Genomic DNA, 25,943 nt, shown 5'->3' with positions numbered 1-25,943 from the left:
TACACCTTAGCTGACTGTTCAGTTTTCCGGGACCACTTCAACATGGGCGAAGCAGCGGTGTTCGAGCGTGGCCCCACGATCCTGCAGATTGTCGACAGCCCCCATGGTCGGCTTTCGGTAGCGATCTGCAAGGACATGAGCTTTCCCCGCCTTGCCCTTCAGGCCGGGCAGGCAGGTGTGGACATCATGCTGACCGGTTCGAGTGATTTTCCAACTGGAATCACCCTGAATGATCCTTACCGCGCCGTCGAGAACGGGTTCACCCTTATCCGTCCCACCTACGATGGGATCACCTATGCCATGGATCCGTATGAGCGGTTGCTGGGGCAGATGAACCGCGAGTTCGGCGAGGCGGGCATCATGTATTTGGACGTTCCGACCGAGGGCGTGCGGACGGCTTATGGACGGTTCGGTGACTGGCTGGGCTGGCTATCAGTCGCGCTTGTCGGGCTCTTCGCCGCGGGTGCCGTGGTCTTCGGAGACCGGGCGCCCAGACCACATTCGCTGGAGGTGAAGAACTGAATAGGAGCCAGCGCGGGCGTTCGCCATAATTCCGGCCCATCTTGGCACATGCCGGGGTAAATGATCTGGCCGGATTGCAAAGGATTGATGTTCATCAACGTGGGCGATTATCCCGAGGTATATCCTCCGAAAATGGACATGCTCATTTCGACTGAATGGCTGAGCAGCCATCTCGGCGATCCCTATCTTGTGGTGCTCGACTGCAGTGTACACACCGAGGAGACGCCGGAGGGGTTTGCGAATCGCAGTGGCTTTGAAGATTACCTCCTCGGGCACATTCCGACAGCCGGGTTTGCCGATCTGAAGGGCAACCTCTCGGACCAGTCCAGCCCGATCGAGTTTGCGCCGCCAAGCCCGGCAGCGTTTTGCGCCGCGACGGGCCGGCTCGGCGTTGGCGACGGATCGCGCGTGGTGCTCTACGATTCCATGGTCTCCGCCTGGGCGGCACGGATTTGGTGGATGCTGCGGTGGGTCGGATTTGATCGTGCCGCCATACTCGATGGGGGCTTCAACGCCTGGAAAACCGAAGGCCGACCGATCTCGACCGAACCTGCCACGTATCCGCCTCGCAATCTGACGCCGCGTCCCAAGCCGGAGCTCATCGCCAACGAGGACGAGGTGCGCGGCGCGATTAACAGCCCCAAGGTGCAACTAATCGACACTTTGCCCGCCGAGAGCTATCGTGGAGAGATCGCTCTTTACGTCGGCCGCGCCGGGCACATCCCGTCTGCCATCAATATCTCCGCGCTGGATCTGATCGACGAAACCGGTCGCTACCAGCCGCTCGCGGATCTCGCGGCAATGCATGACATCGACTGCGACCAGCGGCTCATCACCTATTGCGGAGGTGGAATCGCGGCCTCGTCGGAGGCCTTCGCTTTGACGCGCCTCGGCTTCAAGAATGTGGCGGTCTACACGGCCTCACTGCAGGAATGGGCCGCAAATCCCAACAATCCTATGACGCCGACATCACCCGACGGGACATGACAGGAGCAGCCGTGCCAGAAACCATGCAGATCAGCCTGTTCAAAGCGTTCACCTACGCGGCCGACGGGCTTTGGACGCATTGGGGCGGACGCAGGCGGATCGAAGCCCGGCAGATCAGCCGCCTGCGGCGTCTGGTGGAGAAGGCGCGGCGCGACTCGCCCCTGTTCCGTAGGCTCTACGCCGATCTGCCCACGTCGGGCAAGATCGACCTCACGGATCTGCCGGTCACCCGTAAACCCGATCTCATGGACGGGTTCGATGACTGGCTGACGATCCGGTCGCCTTCGCTTGAAAAGGCCCGCGCGCATCTGAGCGATATGGATAATGTCGGCGTGCCGGTCGGCGATGTCGCCGTTTTCCAGACCTCGGGCACATCGGGTGAACCCGCGGTCATCGTCCTGCCCTCGGCATTTGTGGAGTATTACTTCGGCATCATGATGGCGCGGTTCGAGCGCTACCACTGGGCGATGATCCGCGACCTGCGCAAGCGCGGGGTGCGGGTGACGATCACCGGCGGAAACGGTCATTTCGCGGGGAACGGCTTCAACAAGCTGGTACAGAGCGTGAATCCTCGGTTGGCCAAGGGCCTCGGTCTGACCTTCGTTGAGGCCGAGCAGCCGATCAACCGGCTCGTGGAGACCGTGAATGCCATCCCGGACGTCGCATGGATCGTCACCTATCCCAGCATGCTGAGCATCCTCGTCCGGGAAAAGGAGGCCGGGCGGCTCAGGATCGAGCCCGCGCTCTTCAGTACGGGAGGCGAGACCCTCACGAGCGACCTTCAGGCGCGCGCCCTGCATGCCTTTCCCTCTTTGGAGTACGGGATTGCCGATTTCTACGGCTGCACCGAATGCCTGGCGCTTTCGTTCACGTGCAGCCACGGGCGCAAGCATCTGAACGAGGACTGGGTCATCCTCGAAGCGGTCGACGAGGCGATGCGGCCGGTTCCCGACGGCACCTTGTCAGACACCGTGCTCCTGACGGTCCTCGCCAACGAGGCGCAACCCTTCATCCGCTACGATCTTGGCGACTGCGTCCGGTTCCACACCGACGCCTGCCCATGCGGCTCGCCGTTTCGCAGCTTCGATGTGGAAGGACGGCAGGCGACCCTGGTGCGGGTCGGCGAGGTGACGCTGTCGCCGCTCGTCTTCGATCTCGATCACGACCAGGCGCGACGTGTCCAACTGGTCCAGACTGGTGAGAAAGGCTTTGAAGTGCGCATCCAGCTCGCCGAAGGCGTGTCGGAAAAGCGGGTGTTTGATGACGTGATCGCCGCGGTGCAACGAGTGTTTCACGACAACGGCTTGACCGATGTGTCGGTGGCGGCCAGTGACGCGCCCCCCGCATTCACCCCAAGCGGCAAGTTCCATGAGGTCGTGCCACTGAAAAGTGCCGGTGCTCGTAACATGATTTGACCAAGTGGAGTGCGTGTGAGGATGGGAACAGATAAAGACTGTCTTTCAGGCTGCTTCGCAACAATCGCAATAAGGTCTCCGCAGAAAACCCGCGAGTTAGATTTAGATAAGGAAGAAGCTTGGATCAAAATGTGGTCCATGGCTGTTGCGCTGTCGATCACCTGTCATGACGCAATCTGTGAAGCAAAACGCCGCACGTGGGGTATCGCCCAACCAGATCGCTCTTTCGCTTCTTGTGCGAGGGGTCCATGCCCCAAGACATTCGTAAGGCGCTGGGAAATCGACCGACGTTCGCTTTGCGACTATGCAAGGCGGAATTTGCTGTAGCGGTCGATTTCCCCTTTCGGCAGTCCTCGTCTGACCGCGACCGGCCTGCCAGCAAGATGCCGTGTTTTCTCCGACGGCGAAAATGAGCCCAAAGTGTCGAATGCGGTACTGCAGCTAAACGATCCGCTGTTCCAGTTCCGCCGGATCATCTGCGTCGACTTGCCAAAATGCGACGGCTCCGTCCGGCATCTTCTGCAGCACGCGTTCAAAATCTCTACTGTTGGTGCAGCGCCGGATCGCCCAAGCAGTTGCTTCAATCGCATTATCCGGCGTGAGATTGTGGTTCACACGTATCTGTTTCACTTCTGTAAGCAACTCGGAACGCTCAGAAAAAGGTACTGGATCTTTGGTAACATCCCAGCCATCAACGAAAATCGCACGAAGGACGCTTGGCAAAACAGCCGCGAATTCCAGACCTTGCTGTGCGGTCAACCGACGCCGAAAAACCTGAAGAACGGCGTCCACGGCTGTATAAGCCATGTTGTTCGACTCGAGCGACATGCGCTTCTTTACATCATCGAGAAAAGCCCGCCACTCCTTAGAAGCGTGCCGATATGTCCATGGCATTGGCATGGAAGGTCTCGCCTCTGTTACGTTTCAACACCGCTGATACAACGATACCGAGCCTAGCCTGTTACGCAATCAAACGGCAGCTTCATCAGCAATCTATGAGTCCGATCACTAATCCTTGCTGCGGCCTGCATGAATGGCCGGTCTTGCCGCCACACGGCAGCACCGAACACTTCACTCATGCAGCATTTCGTACGCTGCGAGCGCGTGCAGCACGAGTTCAACACGTCCGCTGTGGGCTCTACCGACACCTTCGCTGCGCGCTCCTTGAGCGACCGCTTTCGGTCATTCAAGCCCGTCCGCGCGAAGCGCCGGGCCTGTTAGCGGGTTGCCTTCAGGTTGCCCGCCAACAAGTCACCCTGAAACCGTCCACTACCTCGATCACGCCACAACGCAAAAAGGCCCCCGTCAGCAGGCGGGGGCCTCACTCATTGCGGCGGTGCGGGCTGTTACTCGGCTGCCATCCGTTCGGCCTGCGCGGTTCGATCCATGATGTAATCCACGGCCTTCTGCGCCTCAGACGCGGCGCGGAAGATCGCGCGGCTGTCTTCCTTCATCGCCTCAAGCCATCCTTCGACATAGGCCGCGCTCTGGTCGAACTCGGGCTCCACCCCGATCTGTGCGCAGAGCATGCAGTTGCCGATCTCGGCGACCAGCTCCTCGAAGGCATAGGCCTTGCGGTCATTGAACCGGCCCAGACGGTCCAGGCGCTCCGTCGCCCCTGTCCAGTGCGTCAACTCATGCGCCAAGGTGCCGTAATATCCGGCAGCCCGATGAAACGTGCCAATCGGCGGCATGTGGATGCAGTCGGTCTTGATGTAATAATAGGCGCGCGGCTCCTCGGTCACGTCGATCTGCGCGCCGGTCGCGGCAAAGAACGCCTCCAGCGCGGGGTCGGCCACCGTGCCAAGATCACGGGGCGGATCGGGCAGGATGTAGAACTCGGCGGGCAGTCCCTCGATCTGGTCGGAATTGAACACCCTGTAGGCCCTCGCGTACGGGATTTGCCGTTCCTCGCCGGTCTCGTCCTCGCGCTCGACGGTGCCGTATTTCACCACGGTGGCGGATCTCTCGCCCTTGCGGACATGGCCCCCAAGCTGCTTGGCCTGATTAAACGTCATCCAGCGGGCTGAGCAGTAGTCCTTGGCCATCGCCGTCGCCCAAAGCATCAGGATGTTGATGCCTCGATAAGCCTCGCCGTTGAACCGTTCCGGCAAGCTGATCGATGCACCGCTACCGGTCCACGGCTTGCGCCAAGGCGGCGTTCCCGCCTCGATCTGCGTGATGATCTGGTTGGTGACATGGGAATAAACGTCAAACTTCTCTGCGGTCATTTGTGACCCTCCTCGCATGCGCGGTCCGGGTCTGCTTCCCTTTCCGCCAATGGGCGGGCCTTCCTGTTCTGGTCTTTGGAATGCCCATGCATTCCGAAGGGCAGAGCAGGTAAGGGCAAAGCCCGTCCTGCGGCCCGGCGGGGCCGTGACAACCGGGTGGAGGGCGTGAATTTGGGAGGGAACCGCGCGCCTGCGCGTGGGAGGAACCGGAATTCTCGACCGGAACCGACGCCACAGGCGGCGCTTGCCGGTTTTCTCGGACCTGCCGGGATGGCAGGCGGATCAACAGGATTTGGAAACTGTCAGGGTTGGGGTGAGGGGGCGCGAGCCCGTCGATCTCCAACTCTGTCTATCGCTCAAGGCGATCCCGGCACTAACGCTGGGGTCACAGAATCTCTATGGCTAGTTTTTGCGTGTATTCTGGTGCTGCGTTGTCCGGCCAAAAACTAGGCTTTGCATCACCCCTAGGACCAATCGTGCTGGAGCACTGCAACTGTCGGAATCATAGTTTGTTGGATGGTCTACAACGAGAGCTGCAAGTGCCCATCAAGAGCAATCGACGACCGAAACTGTTGCACCCGTGTACTACACGGAGGGCGGGAAGCGGTCGTTCGCTGCTGGTGCGCGACCCCAGTCACCAAGCCGGATCTCGGACATTCGCTGCATTTACAAAGTTGAGTCGATTGATCCGAAAGCTGCCAAGACTCTCTGGTTGACTGTTGATCCGCACCATCACCTTATGGAGGCAAGCCGCATCGGAGCAACTTGTGCCTAACTCCTATATCTTAGCTGCTACCTTGCTTTTCTTCACAGCATCGTTCGCACAATCTTCCCCTGATGAGAAATCGGCCCTATTCGAGTTAGTCCAGGAATTTCGATTCGATGGCTACGAGGATAATCGGACGGTATCTGCTCACGCTGAGGCTTGTGTGCTAAAGCTAAAGTTTCCCGGCCGGTTACCATGCGGTGATGGCGGAAAAATCCGAGAAGCGATCTACTTTTACAACATGAGTGCTATCGCGCCGGGGTCTTTGACGGTGGAGCGTTCGACGCGTTCTTCCCTACCGGAAACTGTAGTGCATTTTTCCCTTAACTCTTCATCCAGCTCCTACCAACGAGCTTTAAGTGCAGAATTGCAGAATTTTTTGAAGAACGAATTTTCGGATCGCTCGCTAACCGACTTTATAGGGTCAATAGACTTTTCTTCTGCCGGCACCTACCGAATTCTCTATCAGTGCGATGGTCAACTCCACATGACCATTCGCTCCAGCCCGGAGTTGTTGCTGGTTAATACACAAGATCGGGACCAACTCAGCGATGTTCTTCAGGAATCTGTTTCCCACTGCAATGCAAAGTAAGCTGAGAGCGGTGTCTCCCTGTAGTTCCACGAATGACGGCTTTGGGCCGGGTAGCTTCCCCGAGGAAAGGGCGGAAACCGGACTTTCTCTGCATGTACCCCATCTCAGCAATGCAATCTGAAAAGTAGCCATTGGTTCCGAATCAACGCTTGCTCCTTTTAAGCCAATGCTGGGGCTCGTCTTTCGTGTGCAAACTTAACTGAATCGTTAGGACGGCGTTCGGTCCTCGCATCAAAATACAAATGCTTGCCATTGTTGCATAAAAACGCTCTTCTTGCGCTCAAAATTGAAAGACACTTATGAAGATTTCCCGCATCGTAATTCAGAATTTTCGTAGCTTTAAATCTCTAGATATAACTCTTGAGAACGACATCACGTGCATCATCGGCGAGAACAATACCGGCAAAACGGCGCTCTTCAGAGCGATTCAGATTTGTGTGGATGTCAACCTTCCGTCAGTCTTTCGCTCGTTAATTCGAGAGGATATTCATGCGTCGGTAGACATCTCTCACCCAAGTCAAGTTTTGATCGGCATCGAGCTCACAGACTTCGAAGGCATCGTCAATGAAGAAGCCTTAGTGTGTCAGTGGAAACTTGAAGCCGATCGAGCTCGTGTTTTTTTCCGCTTTCGACCACGGCCCGCCATTCGAGAAAAGCTAGCCCTTGGAGAGATCGTTCCAGGCGAGCTGACGCTTGACGATTACACTTGGGAGCTGCGTGGAGGTGATGCGACTGTCGATCTAACAGAAATCACATGGGATATGGACAGTATCGGCGAGACCGTCCGCTTTGGTGATCTATCATCTTATCTTGTCGTCAATCTGCCCGCTTTGCGGGATGTGGAAGCCGATTTGCGCCAGCCACATCACTCACCCCTAGTTCGTTTAATCGAAGCGTTTGATGTGCCCGATGCCGAGCAAGAGGCCTTGGTGGCAATCCTAACCGATGCGAATGCCGAGATCGAAGCTTCGAAGACCATTGCCGAAATCGCCCAAGCCATTGACAGCTCATTCAAGGCGGTCTCGGGACCAGCCTTCGAGATGGGCGCGACGTTGGGACTTTCCGCCGCGACGTTTCAGGCGATCATCCGTAACCTGAAAATTCTTCTCTCTGATCATGTCCTTCAAAGTTTCGAGCCATCTCGCAATGGATTGGGGATGAACAACATTCTCTACATCGCAATCCTGATCGAATATCTCAAACGACGCATTTCTAAAGCTACGACTGCAGGACAGCTCCTTTTGATTGAAGAGCCGGAGGCACATTTGCATCCGCAGTTGCAAGCCTCTCTTCTGATCGCTTTGGAACAAACCAAAGTCCAAGTGATTTTGAGCAGTCACTCGACCCAAGTCACCTCGCAAGCGCCATTCGCAACCTTCATCTCTCTGACCCGTCGCGCTGATGCCAGCATCGCCGCATCCACGCTGTCCAAGACACCGACGCTGGACGCAAACGATATCGCTGATCTTGAGAGATATCTGGATGCCACCAAAAACAACTTGCTTTTTGCCCGAAAAGTGATGTTGGTCGAAGGTCCAGCAGAGTTGTTTCTCATTCCTGCATTGGCGGAGGCGGTTTTGGGCATCAATCTAGAACGCCTGGGCATCTCGATCACGTCGATCTATGGCGTGCATTTTGAGGTCTATTCCAAGCTCTTCCGCGCGGGAGGCCTAGAGAAGAAATGCGCTATCGTTGCCGATGCCGATCTCAAACCCTCAGATGCGGATGATGATGTGGACCCCCTCGATGGTCATGCGCTTACGGCCCTCAACAGCGACTTCGTTCATGTCTTCCTTGGTGAAACGACTTTCGAGAGAGAATTGGTCTGCCTTGAGACCTTAAACATGTTCATCGAGACGTGCCGCACATTAGGAGCCCCCAACATCACCGCCGATCTGGAAGCCGCACGGGATGAACTCGATGACTTCATTGTGGATGAACGCGAGGCAGAGCTGTTGGAAGAGTGTCGGGACAAGGTACTGAACACAGCTAAGCGTTTCGGCAAAGCCCGCTTCGCGCAAGTCGCTTCTCGCTTTGCCAATGAATGCACTGAGCTTCCCGGTTACATCAATGATGCCATTGAGTGGCTACAAGTATGATTGCGCTGACCGACGAACAAAGACGCGCCGTAGACCATCCAAGTGATACGGCTCTCTCGGCATGCCCCGGCAGTGGCAAGACACGTGTGATCATCGCCAAACTGTTGAAGCTTGCAGAAAGCGTCGAAGAGACACCGCTATCGATTGGGTGCATTACCTACACCAATGCCGCCGTCAATGAGATCGAAGCAAGGATTAAGCGTGTCGGCACCAATCGATTGATTGAGCGCTGTGAGATTTCCACAATCCATAGCTTCTGTCTGAACTTCATCTTGCGCCCCTATGGCTGGATGCATCCAGAAGTCCCAAAAGGCTTTTCTATTCTCACGCAACAGATGCGCGACTTTGAAGAGATCGTTCTATCTGTCGAAGATGAGTTCGGCAGATCGATTCAGCGCTCTACTTTCGATGATTATGCTTCTTTGCGCCACACCACCAAAGGGCATCCCGCAGGCACAGGCATTGAAAGCGGGATCGTCACGCCACAGACCGCCGCGCGATATTGGAAATTTGTACGTGGTCGAGGCTATCTCGATTTTGCGATGATCCTCTATTATTCCTTCCTCATACTCAAAGAGCATCCCTTCGTCGCTAGAGGTATTGCTTGTCGCTTCGCGTGGCTTCTCGTGGATGAATTCCAAGATACGACAGACGTGCAGATCGCGATCCTCGCACTCTTACGTCGACATCTGCACACGCATTTCTTCTTGGTCGGTGACGAGCATCAATCCATCAATGGGTTTGCAGGCGCGGATAGCGCTCTGGGCAATCGGTTCTGCGATCAAATCAAGGCCGACCGCACCCATGCCTTGAGCGGGAATTTTCGTTGTGCCCCTGAGATTATAAAGCCCGCACAGACTCTCATTCCGCGTATGCCCGTGATGAATGCCAGAGGATCTGCGGCAGAGCGTAAAGGCATTGTGCAGTATCAACACGTCGATAACCCCAAGGCAGGCGTGGAAGACTACTTCTTGCCCGCTTTGGAAACTCTGGGCATCCCTTACGGTAAAGCGGCGGTGCTTGCACCGTGGTGGTCGCATCTTGTGCCTGTCGCACGGCACTTGCGGGATTTAGGCGTGCCTGTCTTTGGACCAGGGGCGCGACCATACAAGCGCTCTCGGCTCTATGCGCGGCTTGCAGAGGAGTTAGGCGCATGCATACAGCAAGGCGCTCTGTTTGATCCGTCAGGCGTGGAGAAGGCTCTCTTCCGAATGATCAGCGAAGTGATGGGTCAGACGCGCTTTGACATCTTCACTTATGACGGACGACGTACCTCTCTGGGGCTGATCATGGAAGCCAAGAGACTGGCAGCGCTCCGTGAGGGCGCCCTAGCGTGGCTGGAAGCCAGCAGCGTGGCCATCGGGGAAATATTAATGCGCGACGAATGGATCACGCCATCCGCCGCCGAAGCCTTGGTCAGTTCTGTTGCTGATATGAGGGCCGACATGGAGAAGACCGTTGATATAGACAACATGGTCATCGCCGATTTGGGTCTCTTCGCCAACCCTGACCGCGCCATCAAGCTCATCACCATGCACTCTGCCAAAGGCAGGGAATTCGAAGCAGTTGCGATCATCAACGCGAATGACGGGCACATTCCTTTCTTTGCGATAACCGATGATCCTATAAAGGTCGCCGAAGCGCAAAGACTATTCTATGTGGGAGTAACTCGCGCCAAACAGTACCTTCTGGTTCTTTCCGACGAAGCTCATTGGAAGAATGTCCCATCACGCTTTATTGGGCAAAGCGGCTTGAACTAATTTAGTGTTGTCCTTTTCGTTGAGTATGCCCCAAATTTAGGCTTTGGTGACGCCGCGTTGCATCAGTAAGCAGACAGATAAAATCCCGCAAAGGGCCGGAAGATGCGCCTTCCGTAGCGCGGCGCAGATAACTACTTCTTCCGTTTCGGCACGCCACATCTGCCACCAAGGGCAGATGGCCAGATCCATTGGCGGTCATCTGAAATGATCTGAACAGGTTGTGACCAATTACCCCCATGACATTGATAGCATTGGGCGCAGCGCCGACATTTGATATTCAGATATCCCGCAAGTGTCTGGTTCCACACACCACCGTTTCGAACGGCGATTGAAGCATCAAACAGATCGGGCAGCCACTTGGCAAGGACCTCATAAGCACGGTCGTTGTTGCGAGAACCGTGATGCGGCGCGGTATAGACAATTGGCCTTCTCGGTTGAACGAGGTGCTTTTCGAAATTTTCTTCTGGCTGGTCGACTCCGAACGCCAAACGGGAATCTCCAAGAAAGATCACACCTGGTTCGGAGGCTGTCTCTAGGCGTTGAAAGACAAGAGACGCAACATTCTGCTCGGTTAACGTCAGTTTAAAGAACAGTTTGAGCGCATCGGTCTCACGCTCCGCTTGCTTGAATTCGACGGCATTCAGAGGCTGTAAAAACCCTTGTCTGCCACCGGAGGGTTTGGCTCCCTTCTCAAATGCCGAAAAGTCAAACCAACGAACCGGAATGTCGAACATCACTGCCGCACTGGCGATGTTCCTAATCGCTTCAACTGTATCAATCGCGTTTCGAAACAGACTTCTCGCAAGCTGTGAAGTTGAATTGCTGCCATCAAAGAAACGTCTGGAGATCCAATGCTCACGTACGCCGCTATCATCGAGAAGAATCTCTTCGAAGTAAACTTCGTCATTCAGTTGTCGGTATGCACCGTCTCGCTCAGTAAGCGGCTCGTCATGTATCGCGCTCGTATCCAGATCTGAGCGGATTGCTTCCCAGCCTTCTATGGTGAAACCCCAACTGTTGGCGGCATGAACTGTGCGGTTGGTTTCGACGTAGCGGTCATCATCTGTGCTGCGATTGGCTCGAGACTGTTCCGTAAGACTGTCCGTCCAGCTATCCTCGATGCACATGTCGTGCATCTCAGCTTGTATGGAGCGTACATTTTTCCCCCGGAATGATCTTTGAGCGGTCGATTCAACGTCTGTTTCACGTGAGCTCTGACGTTGGTCAATGCGATATGCAGCAGTATTGGCACCGGCACGGAGCATTGAGACAAGCCCGTCCGGATTTGTAAGTACCATCTCCACTGCCCCAGCCCAGCCACCGGGTAGCCAGAACTCCCCGATGTCATTTCCTTCGGCGAGCCATGTTTCTATGAAAGCGGGAAACCCTCCGGCATGGTCATGGTCCCGATGTGTACAAATGGCGATGTCTATCGTGTCCGTGATATCGGGACAGCACTGCCTGATCGCTTTATATAGACCGTTTTTTTTCGGGCTCGTGCTCTTCGATTGCCCGCCATCGACCAGAATAACAAAACGTTTTCCGCAGTGGTCTGTTTCGAGGATGAAGCTCTCGCCGCTAGAGAGCGGAAGCGCTGTAAATCGCGATGCCATGCTGCATACCTTTAGAAAATATAAGGGACTGTCTCGATTGGAATTCTCAGTCCACAGTACTGCATGTATCTTGATATCGCACAACAATTGTGGAGAAGTCGGCCGCCTTCAACGCTCAAAACTCCAGGTGTGAAGGTTCGAGAAGATCCGCGCTGAGGTCCTTTTTGTTCCCAAAATGCTACGCGATGCACGAATGGCCGGTGTGGTGGTGCCCCAGTGCAATGCCAGATAGAATTGGCAATATTTGGTAAGGGTCGGCCACGTCGCCAGCCGGACACAGGACCATGCAGATGTTCGACGGCGGCTAAGAGCTTAGCTTGACCGATGACGGGTCAGGCACAAAAATCCTCAAAGCGCAGGATAGCGGGCATAATAGCTGACGACCAAGACAGTTGACAGGCTCCGGCAATGGACCTCAGGACACAGGGTCGTACAAGTCGGTGGATTGTAACTCAGGTCAGCCACAAGAGAAGGCGGACAAATGGCCGACAATTTCAATTACATCTCGTTTGGTAACGTCGACTACGTCGATGGGGTGACACAAGTCGGTATGAGCCGCGGTCGTATGTTCGAGTACACGCCAACGGAACTCGCGAATGGGTTGGAGGGCCTCGACGACGAAGCGCTTGCCTTCCTTATGACATTACCAACATTTTTGTGCAGCGAAGTTGGGCGGGCAGACGGCAGTGCAACGATGCTCGTGCGCTTCGGTCGGCTTGCGAATATCCAAGCCAATCGCAAAGAGGTAGTGGCAGGGTTCGAACCGATCATCGAGTTCGGCGAGATTACTTTCGCTAGTGTCGATGATGCAACCGAGGCCTTTCGAGCGGACGGATTCCAGCTCTACCGCACACACTGGGCAGTGCGAGAAGGCGAGGCAGGACCGATCCTCCGGGCTCTAGCCGAACGCAAGCCGGCGTCTGCGCCCAAGGTGGACGAATTCTTAGGTGCCGAACAGGTTGCCCCAACCGCGCCGCCGCCGGAGCGCAAGAAGAACATCATTGCCACTATTAGCGACGTGGAGGGATTTCTCGCGGCCCTGCAGGGGTTGCCTCCGAGGGATGAAGTAGAAATCTTCTATCGTGGACACGAGGACGCGAACTTCGAGTTGACACCTTCTGTAATGCGGAAGTGGCCCGACGGCAGTTGGCAATTCTTGCCGAGCGAAGATCGCCTCAGTAAAGAGCTGCTTATCGCTCACTACGAAGAATTTCAGAGCGATCAGTATTGCTTTGACCGCCTAGTCCGCATGCAGCATTTCGGCCTGCCCACGCGACTACTCGACATCTCAGGCAATCCCTTGATCGCTCTGTTCTTCGCTTGCTACGGCAAGCAAAAATTAATGGATATTCCGGGCGAAGTGATCATTTTTCGGGTGCCCGAGGCGAAGGTTAAATATTATGATTCTGATACAGTTAGTTGCCTCTCAAATCTATCTAACCTCAGCTATGAGCAAAAGAATGAAATAGATCTCGCTTTGGAAATCCACGCGTTCAACGAAAGCGAGGTCGCGGGCAAGCTGTTGCATCACATCAAGTCCGAGAAAGGTTTCTTCGAACCTCGAATGGACCCAGATCATCTAGGCTCGATCATATGCGTGAAAGCTAAGCACACCAACGCCCGTATAAAACCCCAATCTGGCGCATTTCTCCTGTACGGTCATGGTGCGATGCTACCCGATTCAGGCCAAGACGGATTAGAAATATCACGCATCACGGTTACCAACAAGCAGGGTATCCTCGATCAGCTTGATGCTCTCAATATCAATGCAACAACTGTCTACCCCAGCATTGATCAGACCGCAGAGCATCTAAAGGATCGGTACATGCGGGCGCAGAGCACCCCTTGAACGTTTGCGAGGCGACCGATTTCAACCGACCTCAACAAGTAGAAGGTTAGATATTCGCCTGATCATTAGCGACAGGGCGTTGGCAGGCAGCTTACAGGCAGAAAAGTCCGTATTGGAATTTCTGAAATTGGTTGGCTGCTGCCTTTGCACTTGGGAACGCGAGCGGTGGTTGGTCCGCAGAGTGTGCGTCCATACAGCCCCAGATTTTTCACCCGCAGCGAATGTCCGGAAAGCGGGCTGCGACCGCAGCATCTGGGTTGGCTGCTGGATGTCGGCTCAGGGCCGGAAGCAACTATATCTATAATTTCTTTGAAACCGCAGTTTAATCCTGCACAGCACACATCAGTGCCTGCCGCAGAAAATATCCGCTTTTTGCCCATACTTTTGAATAATGCTGCATTGCCAGTGCTGGTCGCTGACATGGAACGTGGACGTTTGTCCGAACGACGGGACCAAGGGCTCAATAGCGTCTTTGCAGTTGCCCTTGGCGTTCATGCCTTTGTGGCGTTGCTACGGTCTCGTCTTCGGGTCTCCAACCCATTGGATCTTCGACCCATCGACTGATCTCTGACTCCCGCCATCCTGCGCCATGCACGCTGATCCTGAGCTGAGCCGGGAAGGTGCCCTCGGCGATCTTTCGATAGATGGTGGAACGGGACAGGCCGGTTCGGTCGAGGACTGTGTTCAGGCGGATAATACGATCTGGGTCGGACATGGGTCTATTGCCTCCTGCTGGATGTTCTTGAACCAGTCAGGCCACGCCACGTTGGCCGCGCAAGAGTGCCCGGCCCATGGTCGCAGCGGTGCGTGGAATGGGCGGCAGATCGGACAGGTGTCAGAGCCCGAGTCCGCGTCCCCGGGTGATGTCGATGCCGTGACAATAAGCCAACTCCGCACCGAGTCGGCGGCCCGAGTCCATCCGAATACCCAGTTCGGCCTTGCGGTTGGCAAGGACGGATTCCAGCTGCGGATCGCGTTGGAGGCCTTTCGCCATCTCGCCCATCTCCGCGCGTGTCGCGCGATAGTCGGACATCGTGCCCGACCGGTAGTGCGACAGGCTGGTCCGATCAAGGTGCTGCCAGCGCTCCACGAACTGCGCGGCCCGGCGCTCTGGAGAGGTGCGCAACTCGGTTTCGAGTTGCAGCGCCCGGATGGTCCGATTGACCTGGCCCGATCCCGCCTCGCGGGCAAGGGACAGGTCCTTCGCGTAGGCCGCCTCGGCATCGCGCCAGCCGTCAGGCCGGACCTCTTCGAAGGACGCGCGGGACTCAGAGAGGACACGCAACTGGTCGGGTGTGCCCGGGTTCCCCCTCTCCTGAGCCGTGAAGATCGCATCCACCGCGCGGGCATGGCGTTTGAGGGCTTCGGTGCGGGCTTTTCGCATTGCCGCTTCCGGGTCATACGCCAGGGCCTTTTGCAGCGCATCCGCGCTGGGACGGATATCCTTCCTTGCCTCTTCCCCTCCCGGCCCCTGCGCGACATCCGAGCCAAGCGCGCCGTCTCGGGCAGGGCGCGACCCATCAATCCTATCGCGGAGTCTCTCCGGCACGATCTTGCGCAGAACCTCGATGACACGTTTCCGGAAGGTGATTCCGCGCCGCTCGGCAAAGGCCTGCGCCGGATCGGCCTCGGTGTAGTCCAGCGCCATGTCCTTGGACCGGTCGCGGGACAGGGTGCGGATCAGCCGATCCTGCGTGGCGAAGTCGTCGCGACCGTAATGCAGGTCCAGACCGTTCCGGTGCCGCGACAGAGCGACATAGCTGCCATGGGCATCCAGGCCCGGTGTTGCCAGCACATGGGTGCGGTCCACCGTCATGCCCTGGGCCTTGTGGATGGTCGCGGCATAGCCGTAGTCGAGGCGGTCGTAGTCCTTGAGGTCGAAGGCGATGGAGCGCCCATCATCAGTATGAACGGACAGGGACTGTCTGCTGACCTGCTCAATCGTCCCCAAAGTGCCATTCTTCACGCCGAGGCCACGGTCATTCTGCAGGAACATCACCCGGTCACCGCTGGCAAAGCGACGGTCACCGCGCTCGACCGTCAAGGAGACGTCTTCTCCCAGATCGCCCGCCGCGCGCTTCCGCTCCCGCGCCAAGTCATTGAGCAAGCGCACTTCGGCGTTGGTGTGGGTCAGGATCATCCGGCTCTGGTCCGGTGCCGCCTGTCGGTCGCGGTCCCAGCGGTCGATCAGGTCGGTGCGCGCCTGCTCACGGGTCTCGGCGGCATGCACCATGCCTTGCGCCTCATAGGCGTCGATTGCCGCCCCGGTTCGACCGGTCGCCAGATCACGGGTGGCGTTGCGCTGCCAGTCCATGCGCTGACGGCGGACCTCACCGATCTCCGCTCCGCCGTGACGCTCGTGGAGCGCCCGGAAGGCTGCGCCCGCTTCGATGGATTGCAGCTGCTGCTGATCGCCGACCAGCACCACCTTGGCCCCGGCGTCTGCGGCATGTGACAGCACCCTTTCCAGCTGCCGCGTGCCGACCATGCCCGCCTCGTCGATCACCAGCACATCGCGCGCGCTGAGGTGATCGCGGTCCTGTGCCCAACTGTGTTCCAGACTGGCAATGGTGCGCGACGCGATGCCCGATCCGGCCTCCAGTCCGTCCGCCGCAATACCGGAGAGCGCCGCACCCCGGACCTCGTAACCCGCCGCCTCCCAGGCCTCCCGCGCCACGCCCAGCATCGCGCTCTTTCCCGTCCCGGCATGGCCCACGACGATCCCGATATCACGCCCACCGGTAATCTGCGTCAGAGCGTCAGCCTGCTCGCGCGACAGAACCAGACCGCGCGCTTCCGCACGCGCCAAGGCTGCTTTGCGATCCGCATCCCGCACGTCATGACGTTGCTTCTCGGCCAAGACTTTGGCGGCGCGATGCAAACGCTGTTCGGCCTCGATCATCGCGCGGGTGGTGAAACGGTCCTCGCCGCACCCATCCTGGCCAAGCCCAACCAGATCGGGCGCGCTTCGGATTGCGTTGTTCACCGCGTTGAACTGATCGATCCCGTCGCTGTGCCGATGGGCGAAGCGTGCCATGTCGCGGTCCGTGAAGGTCGATTGCTGATGGGTAATCGCGTCCAGTGCAAGCGAAGGTTCCGCGATGATCCTCGCTCCGTTGTCGCGTGCGATCTCGCGGTGCAGTTCGGCCCGGTCGGCAGGGCTCCCTTCGCCCGCGATACGCTGCGCGGGCGCGCCGATCTGGCTTTGCGGCTCCAGCGCGATGCCCTGGTCTTCCAAGCTCCTGTGGTCGATGCGTGCGTCGATGTCGAGTTCAGCCAGGCGCTCGTTGGCCAGCGTCGCCCAGCGTTCCCTCCAACGCTCGACCATCCCGGTGCTGTTCCAGTCGCGCACCTTTTTGCCAAACCCATCTTCATCGACGGACCGCATCGTCAGCATGACATGGGCATGGGGTTTGGGCAGGCCATCCGCACCCCTGTCCCAATGCACATTGAGATCGGCGATCATACCGCGATCCACGAACTCCGACTGCACGAAGTTGCGGGCCAGCGCGATCCCCTGAGCCTCACTCATCTCGCGCGGAATGGCGAACTCTACCTCCCTGGCCAGCTGCGCATCGCGCCTGACCTCGACCGCCTCGACGGCGTTCCAGAGCTGTTCGCGGTCAGACCAGACCTCGGGCGCGGTTTCCGGCAGCAGCACCTCGGAATGCACGACACCGCGCTTGGCCGTGAAGTCATGGGGACGGTCCAGCCGCTCGTCGCGCAACCGCGATGCTGCGCGGTAGGCAGCGGACGCCACCGCGCTGGAACCAGCTGCGCGCCCGATGACCTTCACGTGGAGATGATAGATTGCCATGATGGCGCAATCATCTACACAAGAACGCCCACGTCGGAACGACGTATAAGCGCGCCCTCCCTCAATAAAATCTCGGGATGGACCGGTGCGTCCCCAGCCGTCCTGGCGACTCTGCTGCCTTCTGAAACATGCCCCGCTATCCTCTCTGCATCAACACGATATGGAGGCAGGAATGCGCAAACCACGGGATTACGATGCGGAGTTGAAAGAACTGGAAGCGAAGACGAATGAGCTGAAGGCCCGCAAGGTGCAACAACTCGGCGAGCTCGTCATCGCCACCGGTGCCGATGCGTTCAGTGCTGACGAACTGGCCGGTGCGCTGATCGTGCTGGCGGAGACTACCGACACCGGCAAGAGGGAGGCCTGGGCAAAACGCGGGGCCGCGTTCTTTCCACGCCGGTCGCGGCGATCTGCGAAAGCAACTGACCGCAACGCGGAAAGCACTCCGGCGCAATCTGGCGGCGCGCAACCGACATCAGGCGACAAAGGCGCGGCATGACATGCGCAACTGGCAGGTCGAGCGCCGCAAGCGCACAAGGCATCTGATCGAAATCGGAGGCCTTGTCGTCAAGTCACGCGTCGTCGAGTTGACCGGTGACGACCGCGCCCTGATTTACGGCGCTCTGCTCTGGATGGCCGACAAACTGCAAAGCGACCAGGGCGATTGAGCTACCCCCCGAAATTCGGACACTGACATAAGCTACGATTTGCAGTCTGCTGATCTTCGACGAAAAGGAGATCAGAGATGTCGAAACGGAAGCAGCACGCGCCTGAGTTCAAGGCGAAGGTCGCGCTGGAAGCCCTGAAGGGTGAAGAGACGGCCGCCGAACTGGCCAGCCGTTTCGGGGTGCATCCGACGATGATCCATCAATGGAAGCGAGCGCTGCTTGAAGGCGCGTCCGAGGTGTTCGAACGTGGGGGCCGTAAGAAGCCTGAGATTGACGAGGAGCAGGTGAAGGAGCTCCACGCCAAGATCGGGGAGCTGGCGGTGGCCAACTCTTTTTTGGAACGAAAGCTGAAGCCCTGGGGCGGAAAGTGAGGCGCGGGATGATCGAGCCGGGCCACCCAGATCTGTCGATCGGGCAGCAGTGCAGGCTGTTGTCGATCGCGCGCTCGTCTTTCTACTACACACCCAAGGGCGAGACCGAACAGAACCTCGGCCTGATGCGGCGTATCGACGAGCAGTTCCTGGAGACGCCGTTCTTCGGTGTCCGGCAAATGACCTGGCATCTGCGTAACGACGGACACCTGGTGAACGAGAAGCGGATACGGCGGCTAATGCGCCTCATGGGGCTGATGCCGATTTACCAGAAGCCCAATACCAGCAGGCCCGCGAAGGGGCACAAGACCTATCCCTACCTGCTGAGAGGTCTGCAGGTGGATCGCCCGAACCAGGTCTGGTGCTCGGATATCACCTACCTGCCCATGCGGCGCGGGTTCCTCTACCTCGTGGCGATCATGGACTGGCACACCCGCAAGGTTCTGTCTTGGCGGATCTCGAACACGCTGGAGGCCGACTTCTGCGTCGACGCGCTGAACGAGGCCATCCACAAGTTCGGGCCGCCTGAGATCATGAATACAGATCAAGGATCCCAGTTCACGTCCTTCGCCTGGACGGATCGGCTACGTCGGTCTGGCGTGCGGATCTCGATGGATGGGAAAGGCCGGTTCCTCGACAACATCTTCATCGAGAGGCTGTGGCGCACCCTGAAATACGAGTGCGTCTACCTGCATGCCTGGGAGACAGGATCGGAGACGAAGGTGGCCATCCAGAAGTGGATGACCTTCTACAACCACCAGCGCCCGCATTCGGCCTTGGGCGGCAAGCCACCGGCGCTGGTCTATTGGCAGAGAAATGATATCAACCAACCCGATCAGCAGGTGCAACGAGTAGCTTAATTTACGCCAGATCCTGTCCAATGATCGGGGAGTACCTCAGATCATGCGCGTGAGGTCTGGGCCGAAAAGGGGAAGAGGGGGTTTGATTCGGACCGGGAAGGAGAAGTGCCTTCGAGCTAGTAGTGCTTTAGAGGTCAGCGGCTCGCGCCGACTTCGGTGGCATTACCCCGTACAGTACTTTGCCCAGCGGTCCATCAAAGGCCGTCGCTGATCCAGGAAGTCGGTCTGGCGATAGGTCCGGACGACCTTGCTGTCGGACAGGTGCGCCAAGACCATTTCTGCCACCTCATGCGGGGCGTCTGTCTCTTCGGCAAGCCATGTCCGCAGACTGGACCTGAAGCCATGCGGACGGGCCTCAAGCCCTCGGCGCTCCATCAGCCGCGCCATGGTTGCGTCACTGATGACTCCCTTGCGGACTGATGGAAACAGATAGCCATCGCGCTCGTAAGGGCGGGCGAGATTGATGACCCGTTGCGCCTCCTTGCTCAGGGGGACACGGAAATCTTCCGCAGCGCCAACCCGCGCCTTCATGTTGTTCGCGGGTACGGTCCAGATATCCCCTTCGATCTCGTCCAGCCGGGCGAAGCGCACGGGCCGCGAGCGAAGCCCTGTGAGTATAAGCAGTCGCAGCGCCAGATGCGTGATCGTCGGGTCCTCGAGCGAGGCGTAGAACGCGGGCACATCCACCCATGGCATGCTCGGGATCGACGTCACCTGGTGCCGTTGCCGCCCCAAGAGCTGCTTCGCCTTGGCAACCGCCTGCAGGTCGACATCGAGTCCCAAGGCGGCTGCATGGTCCAGGACGATCCTGAGGCGATTGGCGGCCTTCGTCGCTGTTGCAGCCTTCAAATGCCAGATCGGCATAAGGGCGTCCCGGACATCGCTTTGGGTAATCTCAGCGACGGGCATTTGCCCGAGTTTCGGAAGCACATGATGCTCCAACGGGCTATACCATCGCCCCGCAGTCCCGTCCCCCTTGAGATCGGCCTTGCGGCTCTCGAAAGCGTCCAGCGCGACATCCTTGAGGAGATGCCGACTGCGCATGGCGTCCTGGCGTTGTCTGCGCCGATGTTCGATGGGGTCTTTACCTTTGGCGACCAAGGTCCGGTACCCCGAGGCGACGTCCCGGGCGTCCTTCAGGGAGAGGGCCTTCAGGCCGCCGAGACCCATCTCCCGTCTGCGTCCGTAAAGCGTGTAGCGGAAGACCCATTGACCGCCGCCATCCTCGCGCTTGATCAGTCGCAGGCCATCGCCATCCTCGTGCTTGCCCGGCGGCGCGGATTTGATGAAGAGAGCTGTTAGGTTCCCCAAGGACATATCCCCCAGATTATCCCCCAAGACGTATAGGATTTGTTGCGACGGCGCAAGTTTCCCTGAGAGCATTGGATCAGGAAAATCCATGTTTTACAGACAGATATGGCATTACATGGGGCCTGCTGAGACTGGAATGCTATGCCGCCCCCGGGCACCATTTAGCTATTTGATTTATTTGGATAATTTCTGTTGTTTCAGCGATGGCTGTGACTGCCATATCCCGCTTGGGTGCCGTATGGGTGTCAAATGCGATGATATGAACTGCATATCAATTATGCACCTAGCTGAACGCTGGTGTGTCTGTGGTGTTCGTTCTATTCTAAGGCGAATTCAAGAAATTGATACTCGTAGGTTCCACGTATGCATGATCCCACTTTTAGCACTGCATCGCTTGCTCGGCACCTGACGAAAAACGATTTCTTAAAACAACCAGCGCTTATGGGCGACCCATACAAAGCTGCTGTTATCGCTAGTGCAGCCCACACAGCAAGAAATGGCTTTCCTTCTCTACCGTTGACGCCGAATGATTTGGCTGGTCGGAGAATATATCAAGTCAATAATCTAGCGTCCGATTTGGTACTTAGGAAAGCGGCGCAAAACATTAGAAGAATCACAGGAGCCAAGCAAAGCAGCCGAATGGAAATCGTCCGTCGATTAAAGTTGTTCTGCGAAGAAGGCATCCCGTTTACTATTGCAAAGATGGACATAAAGAATTTTTACCCATCTATCGATCAAGATGTCCTAATTGGCCAACTCAAAAGAAGATTGGTTACTGCTCCTAGCACACGTGCTGTTCTTGGCTCGTTTATTCACCAATGCAAAAGTAATTCCGTTTCGGGTCTTCCTCCTGGCTTGGCAATTAGCGCAGAACTGAGCGAATTCTACATGCAAGATTTTGACCGCAATATGCGAGAAACCTTGCAAGCCCATTATTTCGCCCGCTACGTCGATGATATTATTTTGATTTTGCCAGAGCTTGATAGTGCAAGGGCACTGAAAAAGCAGATCGAGAGGGCGCTGCCAAATGGCCTTCGGCTCAACTTCACGAAGTCAAAGGTCTTTGTGTTTGGAGGGGCTAAGGCAAACAACCCTTCCGCAGAACACAGCTTCGACTACCTCGGGTTCAGGTTTACCATCTATCAAACCAACAAAAAGAAACCATGTTTTAGAGTTGTGGAACTAGATATTGCTGCATCAAAAGTGAAGAAAAACAAGACACGAATTGTGAAGTCGTTTTTGCAGTACCTGTCCGATGGCAATTTCGAGGACCTGCGCGACCGTGTTCGCATTTTAACGTGTGGTTACCAGTTCTTTGATGAACGGCAACAAAAGAAACGAAGTGCCGGACTACAGCACACTTATAGCCTCATCGACAGCGGTGCAGCAATACCGACCACTGCCGAAAGACGACGAGGCCGCAATTAAACGCATGAAGGAGCTGGCGTCGGAGAACCGTCGCTATGGCTATCTGCGCCTGCACGCGATGCTGCGTCGGGAAGGTCTCCTCGTGAACCACAAGCGCACGTAACCGCGGGGGAAGGTCAAGTATCGCTGCGGCGTTGGAGCGTGCGGCGCCCGGCGACACGGTTCGATTGACACCGGGCGTCTATACGGGAAGCGAAACGCTCAGGCTCCGGACTGGAGTGACGTTAGCGGGAACTGACGCACGCCTTGTCCACGGCGGTTCAGGGCCCGCGATCGAAGCGCGAGGGGTGGCCAACGTGGCGGTCGAGGGCGTGGCCGTAGAGGTCGTCGCAAACGGCGTGCTGCTTCGCCGTGAGCCGGACGACCCGCCCTTTGCCGCAGGCGAGACAGCAATGGTTGAGTGGGGCGTCCTCTGGTTCGACGATGTCGCCCACGGGCGGATTACGAATGTCTCCATTTCTGGCGCACAGTCGGCGCACGGCATCTGCTTGCGCAGAGGTGAGGGCACGCGCATATCGAACAGCGTGACCGAAGGTGGGCAGGGAACGGGGCTATACTTGCTGCACTCCCGAGCAGACCTGATCGGGGGCAATCGCTGCCACGGCAACGCCCAGGCCGGTATCGGTCTTGCCTCCTCTCACGCATCGAAGATCGCGGAAAACGAATGCTGGGAGAACCAGCGCTCGGGTATCATGCTCCGGCGCGATCTTGACAGCCCCGACGCGCCCTCGGAGGCCAAGCTGCGCGGCAACCGCTGCCACGGTAACGCCGGGGCCGGTCTCGTCCTTATCTCCTCCCACGCCTCGGAGATCGCGGAGAACGAAGGCTGGGACAACCAGAACTCGGGTATCGTGCTCGAGCGCGGCCACGACAGCCCCGACGCGCCCTCGGAGGCCAAGCTGCGCGGCAACCGCTGCCACGGTAACGCCGGGGCCGGTCTCGTCCTTATCTCCTCCCACGCCTCGGAGATCGCGGAGAACGAATGCTGGGACAACCAGCGCTCGGGTATCGTGCTCGCGCGCGGCCACGACAGCCCCGACGCGCCCTCGGAGGCCAAGCGGCGCGGCAACCGCTGCCACGGGAACGCCGGGGCCGGTCTCGTCCTTATCTCCGCCCACGCCTCGGAGATCGCGGATAACGAATGCTGGGAGAACCAGCGCTCGGGTATCTTGCTCCTGCGCGTCCTCGACAGCCCCGACGCGCCCTCGGAGGCCAAGCTGCGCGGCAACCGCTTCCACGGGAACGCTGAGGTAGGCATTAGTATCGAAAGCTCAAATGTTGCCGAAATGAAGGCAAACGAGCTTTGGGGAAATGCTAAGCTAGGTCTGCAGGTGGGCGGCGGGGTGCGGGTACCATCCTGTATTGGATCTTGTCACGGCAATCGCATCTTCCAGGAGCGCAATGCCATCGTCTTGCTGCACGGAACAGAGGTTCCTCACGACCTTGCGGACAACCATGTCTGGGCTTCCGGCCCGTCCACATGGCTTGTGCCTATCGAGGACGGATATCGCTTGACGACGTCTCTCCCGATCGAGTTTCGAGGCAAGCCGGATACGCTGTCGCCGACGGCGCGGATTCTGTCAGAGAAAGGGCTCTCGGACCCCGAAGCACTGGCGCGTTTCCTCGACGGGCCAGGCTGCATGCACTGTCTGAGAGACTGGTGGCCCGCCGAGCTGCCGCCCGATGTTGCAGCCAACCTTGCCGAGACCGATGAGCGCTATCTGTGCCGAAGCGAGAAGTCGCGTCTGCGCTTCCAGCGGGAGTCGGGCGGCGATGGCACTGCGGCGCTCTGGACCGAACTGGAGCGGCTCGCTTCGCGTCTGGGCCAGGAAGACCCGGACGCGGCGGGTCTTGATGCATGTCTCGCGATCGTGACGGCAGACGCGGCTGCGATCGACGGGCTACCGGGCGAGGTGGCTGCGCTGCGCGCCGCACAGGCGGGTCAGGAGGTTTCGTGCGATCTTCCGGCGCCTGTCAAGCGCGCGATCCAAGCTCTGCGCTACGGCTCCGTAGGGGTGGCTTGCAGCGGCCCACGCTAGATGTGCGACAGCTGCGCTGAAAACCGCCACGACCGCGCCAGCCGTTCTATACGGTTGGAAATCGCGCACAGATTGGAAACACGCGCCTGAGAACAGCTTAATTTCAAGAGCGTTGATCGAAATGCAGAACAGCGATACCGTGGACATCGAAGATATTTTTCAAGCGCCGCCTCTGACGATATTGCAGTCGGGGGAAATCCAATAAGATAATAAAATCAAATGGATAGGAGGTTCGATGAGAAATACTATAGTAATGCTGCTGGCAGCCGCCGCTCTTGTAACGGCTGGGAACGCGGTGACCGCACAGTCGGTAGAAGACCAACTGCGCGAAGCAGAAGATAAATGGCAAGAACTCTTCAACGCGGGTGACGCCGCCGGGTTGGCCGATCTCTATACCGAAGACGCAATGCGTTTACCTCCGGATGGAAGCCGGACGGTAGGTCGTGACGCCATTGAAGCGGCCTTGCAAGGTGATTTCGATGCAGGCCTTGAGAATATCCAGCTTGATGCCACGGAGATCGGGCATGACGGCAATCTTGGATATGTCGTGGGCGATAATACCATCGATTTTCCCAAGGGGGATGCCATGGGCACCGGTTCCGGTAACTATGTCCTGATCTACCGTAAGGAAGATGACGGCACTTGGCGCATTTTGGTGGAAACCTGGAACGACGCGCCGTAGGAAGCATCAAATGCTCTAGGCCCTTAAGGCGCGTCAAGCGAGCGAAGGGATGATTTTAACTGTCGCGTTTCTGCCTGGCCCGAGTGCCAGTCGCGTCTGCCGCGAGGAGCGAGGAGCTGACGTGTAGGAAGCGCGCCACGACAGCGAACGGCAGATACCGGCCACCCGCGCGAAGAATGTGAACGGCGGGAAGGTTCCGCGCTGCGGACACCGGGCTGGGTGCGCGTGCTGCCGGTTGAACAAGTGTTCGTGACAAGGACGCTGCGCCGCAGCGATGGCTAATTGGCAAAGGTCCGCAAGGGCAGTAAGCGCATCCCACCAAGCCGCAATAAACAAGCTTCTTGCCTGCCCAGCGGCGTCGGCGACGATTGCACGGAAAGTCTTTGCGCAGCCAAGAGTCGAGCTAGCAACTGCGTCAGTATTTCCGAGTAGGTTGAGCGCTATGACGTGCAGAGCGCCTAATACTGCTGGAAAACGGGCGCTGGGCACTCGATGCCGGTCTGGAGTTCGGGCACGGGCAGAGAGGCGCGAGCGGCTTTTGTCCAGGTCTCTGGCATGTATTCCGCGGTGGCGGTCGCGATCATGTGCTTCTCGTCGATACCAAGAGCGTATGCCAGCGCGGGCGCGCGCTCAATGGGGGGGGCGCATCTCGCCCGAGCGCAGCATCGAGATGACGTTGGGCCGGGGAAAGCCCGCGTCCTCGGCGATTTCCTTCTGGGTCTTGCCGATGATGTCGATAGCCTCGGCAACCAGGGTGGCGATCGGGCTGTCGATCATGATTTGCTTCCATCACGGATTGTTCTGCTGGGTAACCCGCGAGTTGGAGAGAAGGGGGTCGCCCTGTTTGCGCCTGACCGCCTCGACGCCGTCGCCGGGAACCGGGCGCTGTGCGTTCCGCCACGAAAGGGTGTGATCGGCGTTGCCACGACACGG

Annotated in this window: 20 protein-coding genes and 1 pseudogene; 14 read left to right on the top strand and 7 right to left on the bottom strand. The window is 57.9% G+C overall.

Annotation, left to right across the window (positions count from 1 at the left end; all coding sequences use genetic code 11):
* Nucleotides 1-42 precede the first annotated feature (42 nt).
* The 3 genes from ILP92_RS13880 (at nt 43) to ILP92_RS13870 (ending at nt 2,924) form a co-directional block, all read left to right on the top strand.
* Nucleotides 43-522, top strand: a complete 480-nt coding sequence (locus ILP92_RS13880) for a nitrilase-related carbon-nitrogen hydrolase (RefSeq protein WP_198917011.1) — start codon at nt 43-45, stop codon at nt 520-522.
* Nucleotides 523-609: 87 nt separating this feature from the next.
* Complete coding sequence (locus ILP92_RS13875; RefSeq protein WP_198917010.1) at nt 610-1,509, top strand: sulfurtransferase; 900 nt, start codon at nt 610-612, stop codon at nt 1,507-1,509.
* Nucleotides 1,510-1,520: 11 nt separating this feature from the next.
* On the top strand, nt 1,521-2,924 hold the full coding sequence (locus tag ILP92_RS13870) for a phenylacetate--CoA ligase family protein (RefSeq protein ID WP_368667892.1): 1,404 nt from the start codon (nt 1,521-1,523) through the stop codon (nt 2,922-2,924).
* 441 nt (nt 2,925-3,365) lie between these two features.
* Here ILP92_RS13870 and ILP92_RS13865 read toward each other — a convergent pair whose 3' ends face one another.
* Both ILP92_RS13865 and ILP92_RS13860 read right to left on the bottom strand, forming a co-directional pair.
* Entirely contained in the window at nt 3,366-3,818 is a 453-nt protein-coding gene (locus tag ILP92_RS13865; RefSeq protein ID WP_268968547.1) for a DUF2267 domain-containing protein, read from the bottom strand.
* A 452-nt stretch (nt 3,819-4,270) separates the two neighbouring features.
* Nucleotides 4,271-5,155 carry an ArdC family protein gene (locus tag ILP92_RS13860; protein WP_198917008.1) on the bottom strand — a complete coding sequence of 295 codons (885 nt, stop codon included), beginning with the start codon at nt 5,153-5,155 and terminating at the stop codon, nt 4,271-4,273.
* A gap of 719 nt (nt 5,156-5,874) precedes the next feature.
* Between ILP92_RS13860 and ILP92_RS13855 the strand changes: the two genes are divergently transcribed.
* The 3 genes from ILP92_RS13855 (at nt 5,875) to ILP92_RS13845 (ending at nt 10,372) form a co-directional block, all read left to right on the top strand.
* A complete protein-coding gene (locus tag ILP92_RS13855) occupies nt 5,875-6,513 on the top strand; it encodes a hypothetical protein (RefSeq protein WP_198917007.1) in 639 nt (212 codons plus the stop codon).
* Between the two features lie 299 nt (nt 6,514-6,812).
* On the top strand, nt 6,813-8,612 hold the full coding sequence (locus ILP92_RS13850; RefSeq protein ID WP_198917006.1) for an ATP-dependent nuclease: 1,800 nt from the start codon (nt 6,813-6,815) through the stop codon (nt 8,610-8,612).
* Nucleotides 8,609-10,372, top strand: a complete 1,764-nt coding sequence (locus ILP92_RS13845) for a UvrD-helicase domain-containing protein (protein WP_198917005.1) — start codon at nt 8,609-8,611, stop codon at nt 10,370-10,372. The genes ILP92_RS13850 and ILP92_RS13845 overlap by 4 nt, the downstream gene beginning before the upstream one ends.
* 131 nt (nt 10,373-10,503) lie before the next feature.
* On the opposite strand, the gene ILP92_RS13840 is transcribed toward ILP92_RS13845, so the two are convergent.
* Entirely contained in the window at nt 10,504-11,985 is a 1,482-nt protein-coding gene (locus ILP92_RS13840) for a ComEC/Rec2 family competence protein (protein WP_198917004.1), read from the bottom strand.
* A 481-nt stretch (nt 11,986-12,466) separates the two neighbouring features.
* On the opposite strand from ILP92_RS13840, the gene ILP92_RS13835 reads away from it, so the two are divergent.
* Entirely contained in the window at nt 12,467-13,834 is a 1,368-nt protein-coding gene (locus tag ILP92_RS13835; RefSeq protein ID WP_198917003.1) for an FRG domain-containing protein, read from the top strand.
* Nucleotides 13,835-14,294: 460 nt separating this feature from the next.
* Here ILP92_RS13835 and ILP92_RS13830 read toward each other — a convergent pair whose 3' ends face one another.
* Nucleotides 14,295-14,549, bottom strand: coding sequence for a helix-turn-helix transcriptional regulator (locus ILP92_RS13830; RefSeq protein ID WP_198917002.1), 255 nt, complete (start codon nt 14,547-14,549; stop codon nt 14,295-14,297).
* Between the two features lie 120 nt (nt 14,550-14,669).
* Nucleotides 14,670-17,651 (bottom strand): Ti-type conjugative transfer relaxase TraA, encoded by a 2,982-nt coding sequence (gene traA / locus ILP92_RS13825; RefSeq protein WP_198917001.1) that lies wholly within the window; start codon nt 17,649-17,651, stop codon nt 14,670-14,672.
* A 172-nt stretch (nt 17,652-17,823) separates the two neighbouring features.
* Between traA and ILP92_RS13820 the strand changes: the two genes are divergently transcribed.
* From ILP92_RS13820 to ILP92_RS13810, 3 genes are all read left to right on the top strand, one after another.
* On the top strand, nt 17,824-18,150 hold the full coding sequence (locus tag ILP92_RS13820; protein WP_235971417.1) for a conjugal transfer protein TraD: 327 nt from the start codon (nt 17,824-17,826) through the stop codon (nt 18,148-18,150).
* Between the two features lies 1 nt (nt 18,151).
* Nucleotides 18,152-18,319 (top strand): conjugal transfer protein TraD, encoded by a 168-nt coding sequence (locus tag ILP92_RS13815; protein WP_198916999.1) that lies wholly within the window; start codon nt 18,152-18,154, stop codon nt 18,317-18,319.
* 77 nt (nt 18,320-18,396) lie between these two features.
* Nucleotides 18,397-19,550 (top strand): IS3 family transposase gene (locus tag ILP92_RS13810; RefSeq protein ID WP_235971414.1). Its coding sequence is split into 2 segments (ribosomal slippage): nt 18,397-18,649 and nt 18,649-19,550, totalling 1,155 coding nucleotides; the frame shifts between segments, so codons are not numbered across the junction.
* A 162-nt stretch (nt 19,551-19,712) separates the two neighbouring features.
* Here the strand turns inward: ILP92_RS13810 and ILP92_RS13805 are convergent.
* Complete coding sequence (locus ILP92_RS13805) at nt 19,713-20,867, bottom strand: tyrosine-type recombinase/integrase (RefSeq protein ID WP_198917040.1); 1,155 nt, start codon at nt 20,865-20,867, stop codon at nt 19,713-19,715.
* Between the two features lie 357 nt (nt 20,868-21,224).
* Here ILP92_RS13805 and drt3a point away from each other — a divergent pair, with 357 nt between their 5' ends.
* From drt3a to ILP92_RS13785, 4 genes and pseudogenes are all read left to right on the top strand, one after another.
* The gene (gene drt3a, locus ILP92_RS13800) at nt 21,225-22,289 is read left to right on the top strand and encodes an antiviral reverse transcriptase Drt3a (protein WP_198916998.1); all 1,065 of its coding nucleotides are present in this window, start codon (nt 21,225-21,227) and stop codon (nt 22,287-22,289) included.
* Nucleotides 22,288-22,386 (top strand): annotated as a pseudogene (locus tag ILP92_RS13795) (IS3 family transposase); the annotation flags it as partial. The gene drt3a and the pseudogene ILP92_RS13795, both read left to right, overlap by 2 nt.
* 190 nt (nt 22,387-22,576) lie before the next feature.
* Nucleotides 22,577-24,328: a right-handed parallel beta-helix repeat-containing protein gene (locus tag ILP92_RS13790; protein WP_198916996.1), complete on the top strand. Its 1,752-nt coding sequence runs from the start codon at nt 22,577-22,579 to the stop codon at nt 24,326-24,328.
* Between the two features lie 253 nt (nt 24,329-24,581).
* Complete coding sequence (locus ILP92_RS13785) at nt 24,582-25,010, top strand: YybH family protein (RefSeq protein WP_198916995.1); 429 nt, start codon at nt 24,582-24,584, stop codon at nt 25,008-25,010.
* 630 nt (nt 25,011-25,640) lie between these two features.
* Here the strand turns inward: ILP92_RS13785 and ILP92_RS13780 are convergent.
* Nucleotides 25,641-25,787 carry a hypothetical protein gene (locus ILP92_RS13780; protein ID WP_198916994.1) on the bottom strand — a complete coding sequence of 49 codons (147 nt, stop codon included), beginning with the start codon at nt 25,785-25,787 and terminating at the stop codon, nt 25,641-25,643.
* Nucleotides 25,788-25,943: the final 156 nt, after the last annotated feature.

The sequence above is a fragment of the Palleronia pontilimi genome (assembly GCF_016412875.1).
In the GTDB taxonomy this organism is placed as follows: domain Bacteria; phylum Pseudomonadota; class Alphaproteobacteria; order Rhodobacterales; family Rhodobacteraceae; genus Palleronia; species Palleronia pontilimi.
The sequence above is the reverse complement of the archived record's forward strand: the minus strand, read 5'-3'. Positions and strand labels throughout refer to the sequence as shown.

Bases quoted from the DNA above. Each gene is read 5' to 3' on its own strand.
- ILP92_RS13845 (WP_198917005.1), top strand. From the start codon at position 8,609: ATGATTGCGCTGACCGACGAACAAAGACGCGCCGTAGACCATCCAAGT.
- ILP92_RS13835 (WP_198917003.1), top strand. From the start codon at position 12,467: ATGGCCGACAATTTCAATTACATCTCGTTTGGTAACGTCGACTACGTC.
- ILP92_RS13815 (WP_198916999.1), top strand. From the start codon at position 18,152: ATGCGCAACTGGCAGGTCGAGCGCCGCAAGCGCACAAGGCATCTGATC.
- drt3a (WP_198916998.1), top strand. From the start codon at position 21,225: ATGCATGATCCCACTTTTAGCACTGCATCGCTTGCTCGGCACCTGACG.
- ILP92_RS13805 (WP_198917040.1), bottom strand. From the start codon at position 20,867: ATGTCCTTGGGGAACCTAACAGCTCTCTTCATCAAATCCGCGCCGCCG.
- ILP92_RS13830 (WP_198917002.1), bottom strand. From the start codon at position 14,549: ATGTCCGACCCAGATCGTATTATCCGCCTGAACACAGTCCTCGACCGA.
- ILP92_RS13850 (WP_198917006.1), top strand. From the start codon at position 6,813: ATGAAGATTTCCCGCATCGTAATTCAGAATTTTCGTAGCTTTAAATCT.
- traA (WP_198917001.1), bottom strand. From the start codon at position 17,651: ATGGCAATCTATCATCTCCACGTGAAGGTCATCGGGCGCGCAGCTGGT.
- ILP92_RS13780 (WP_198916994.1), bottom strand. From the start codon at position 25,787: ATGATCGACAGCCCGATCGCCACCCTGGTTGCCGAGGCTATCGACATC.
- ILP92_RS13820 (WP_235971417.1), top strand. From the start codon at position 17,824: ATGCGCAAACCACGGGATTACGATGCGGAGTTGAAAGAACTGGAAGCG.
- ILP92_RS13880 (WP_198917011.1), top strand. From the start codon at position 43: ATGGGCGAAGCAGCGGTGTTCGAGCGTGGCCCCACGATCCTGCAGATT.
- ILP92_RS13860 (WP_198917008.1), bottom strand. From the start codon at position 5,155: ATGACCGCAGAGAAGTTTGACGTTTATTCCCATGTCACCAACCAGATC.
- ILP92_RS13875 (WP_198917010.1), top strand. From the start codon at position 610: ATGTTCATCAACGTGGGCGATTATCCCGAGGTATATCCTCCGAAAATG.
- ILP92_RS13865 (WP_268968547.1), bottom strand. From the start codon at position 3,818: ATGCCATGGACATATCGGCACGCTTCTAAGGAGTGGCGGGCTTTTCTC.
- ILP92_RS13785 (WP_198916995.1), top strand. From the start codon at position 24,582: ATGCTGCTGGCAGCCGCCGCTCTTGTAACGGCTGGGAACGCGGTGACC.
- ILP92_RS13840 (WP_198917004.1), bottom strand. From the start codon at position 11,985: ATGGCATCGCGATTTACAGCGCTTCCGCTCTCTAGCGGCGAGAGCTTC.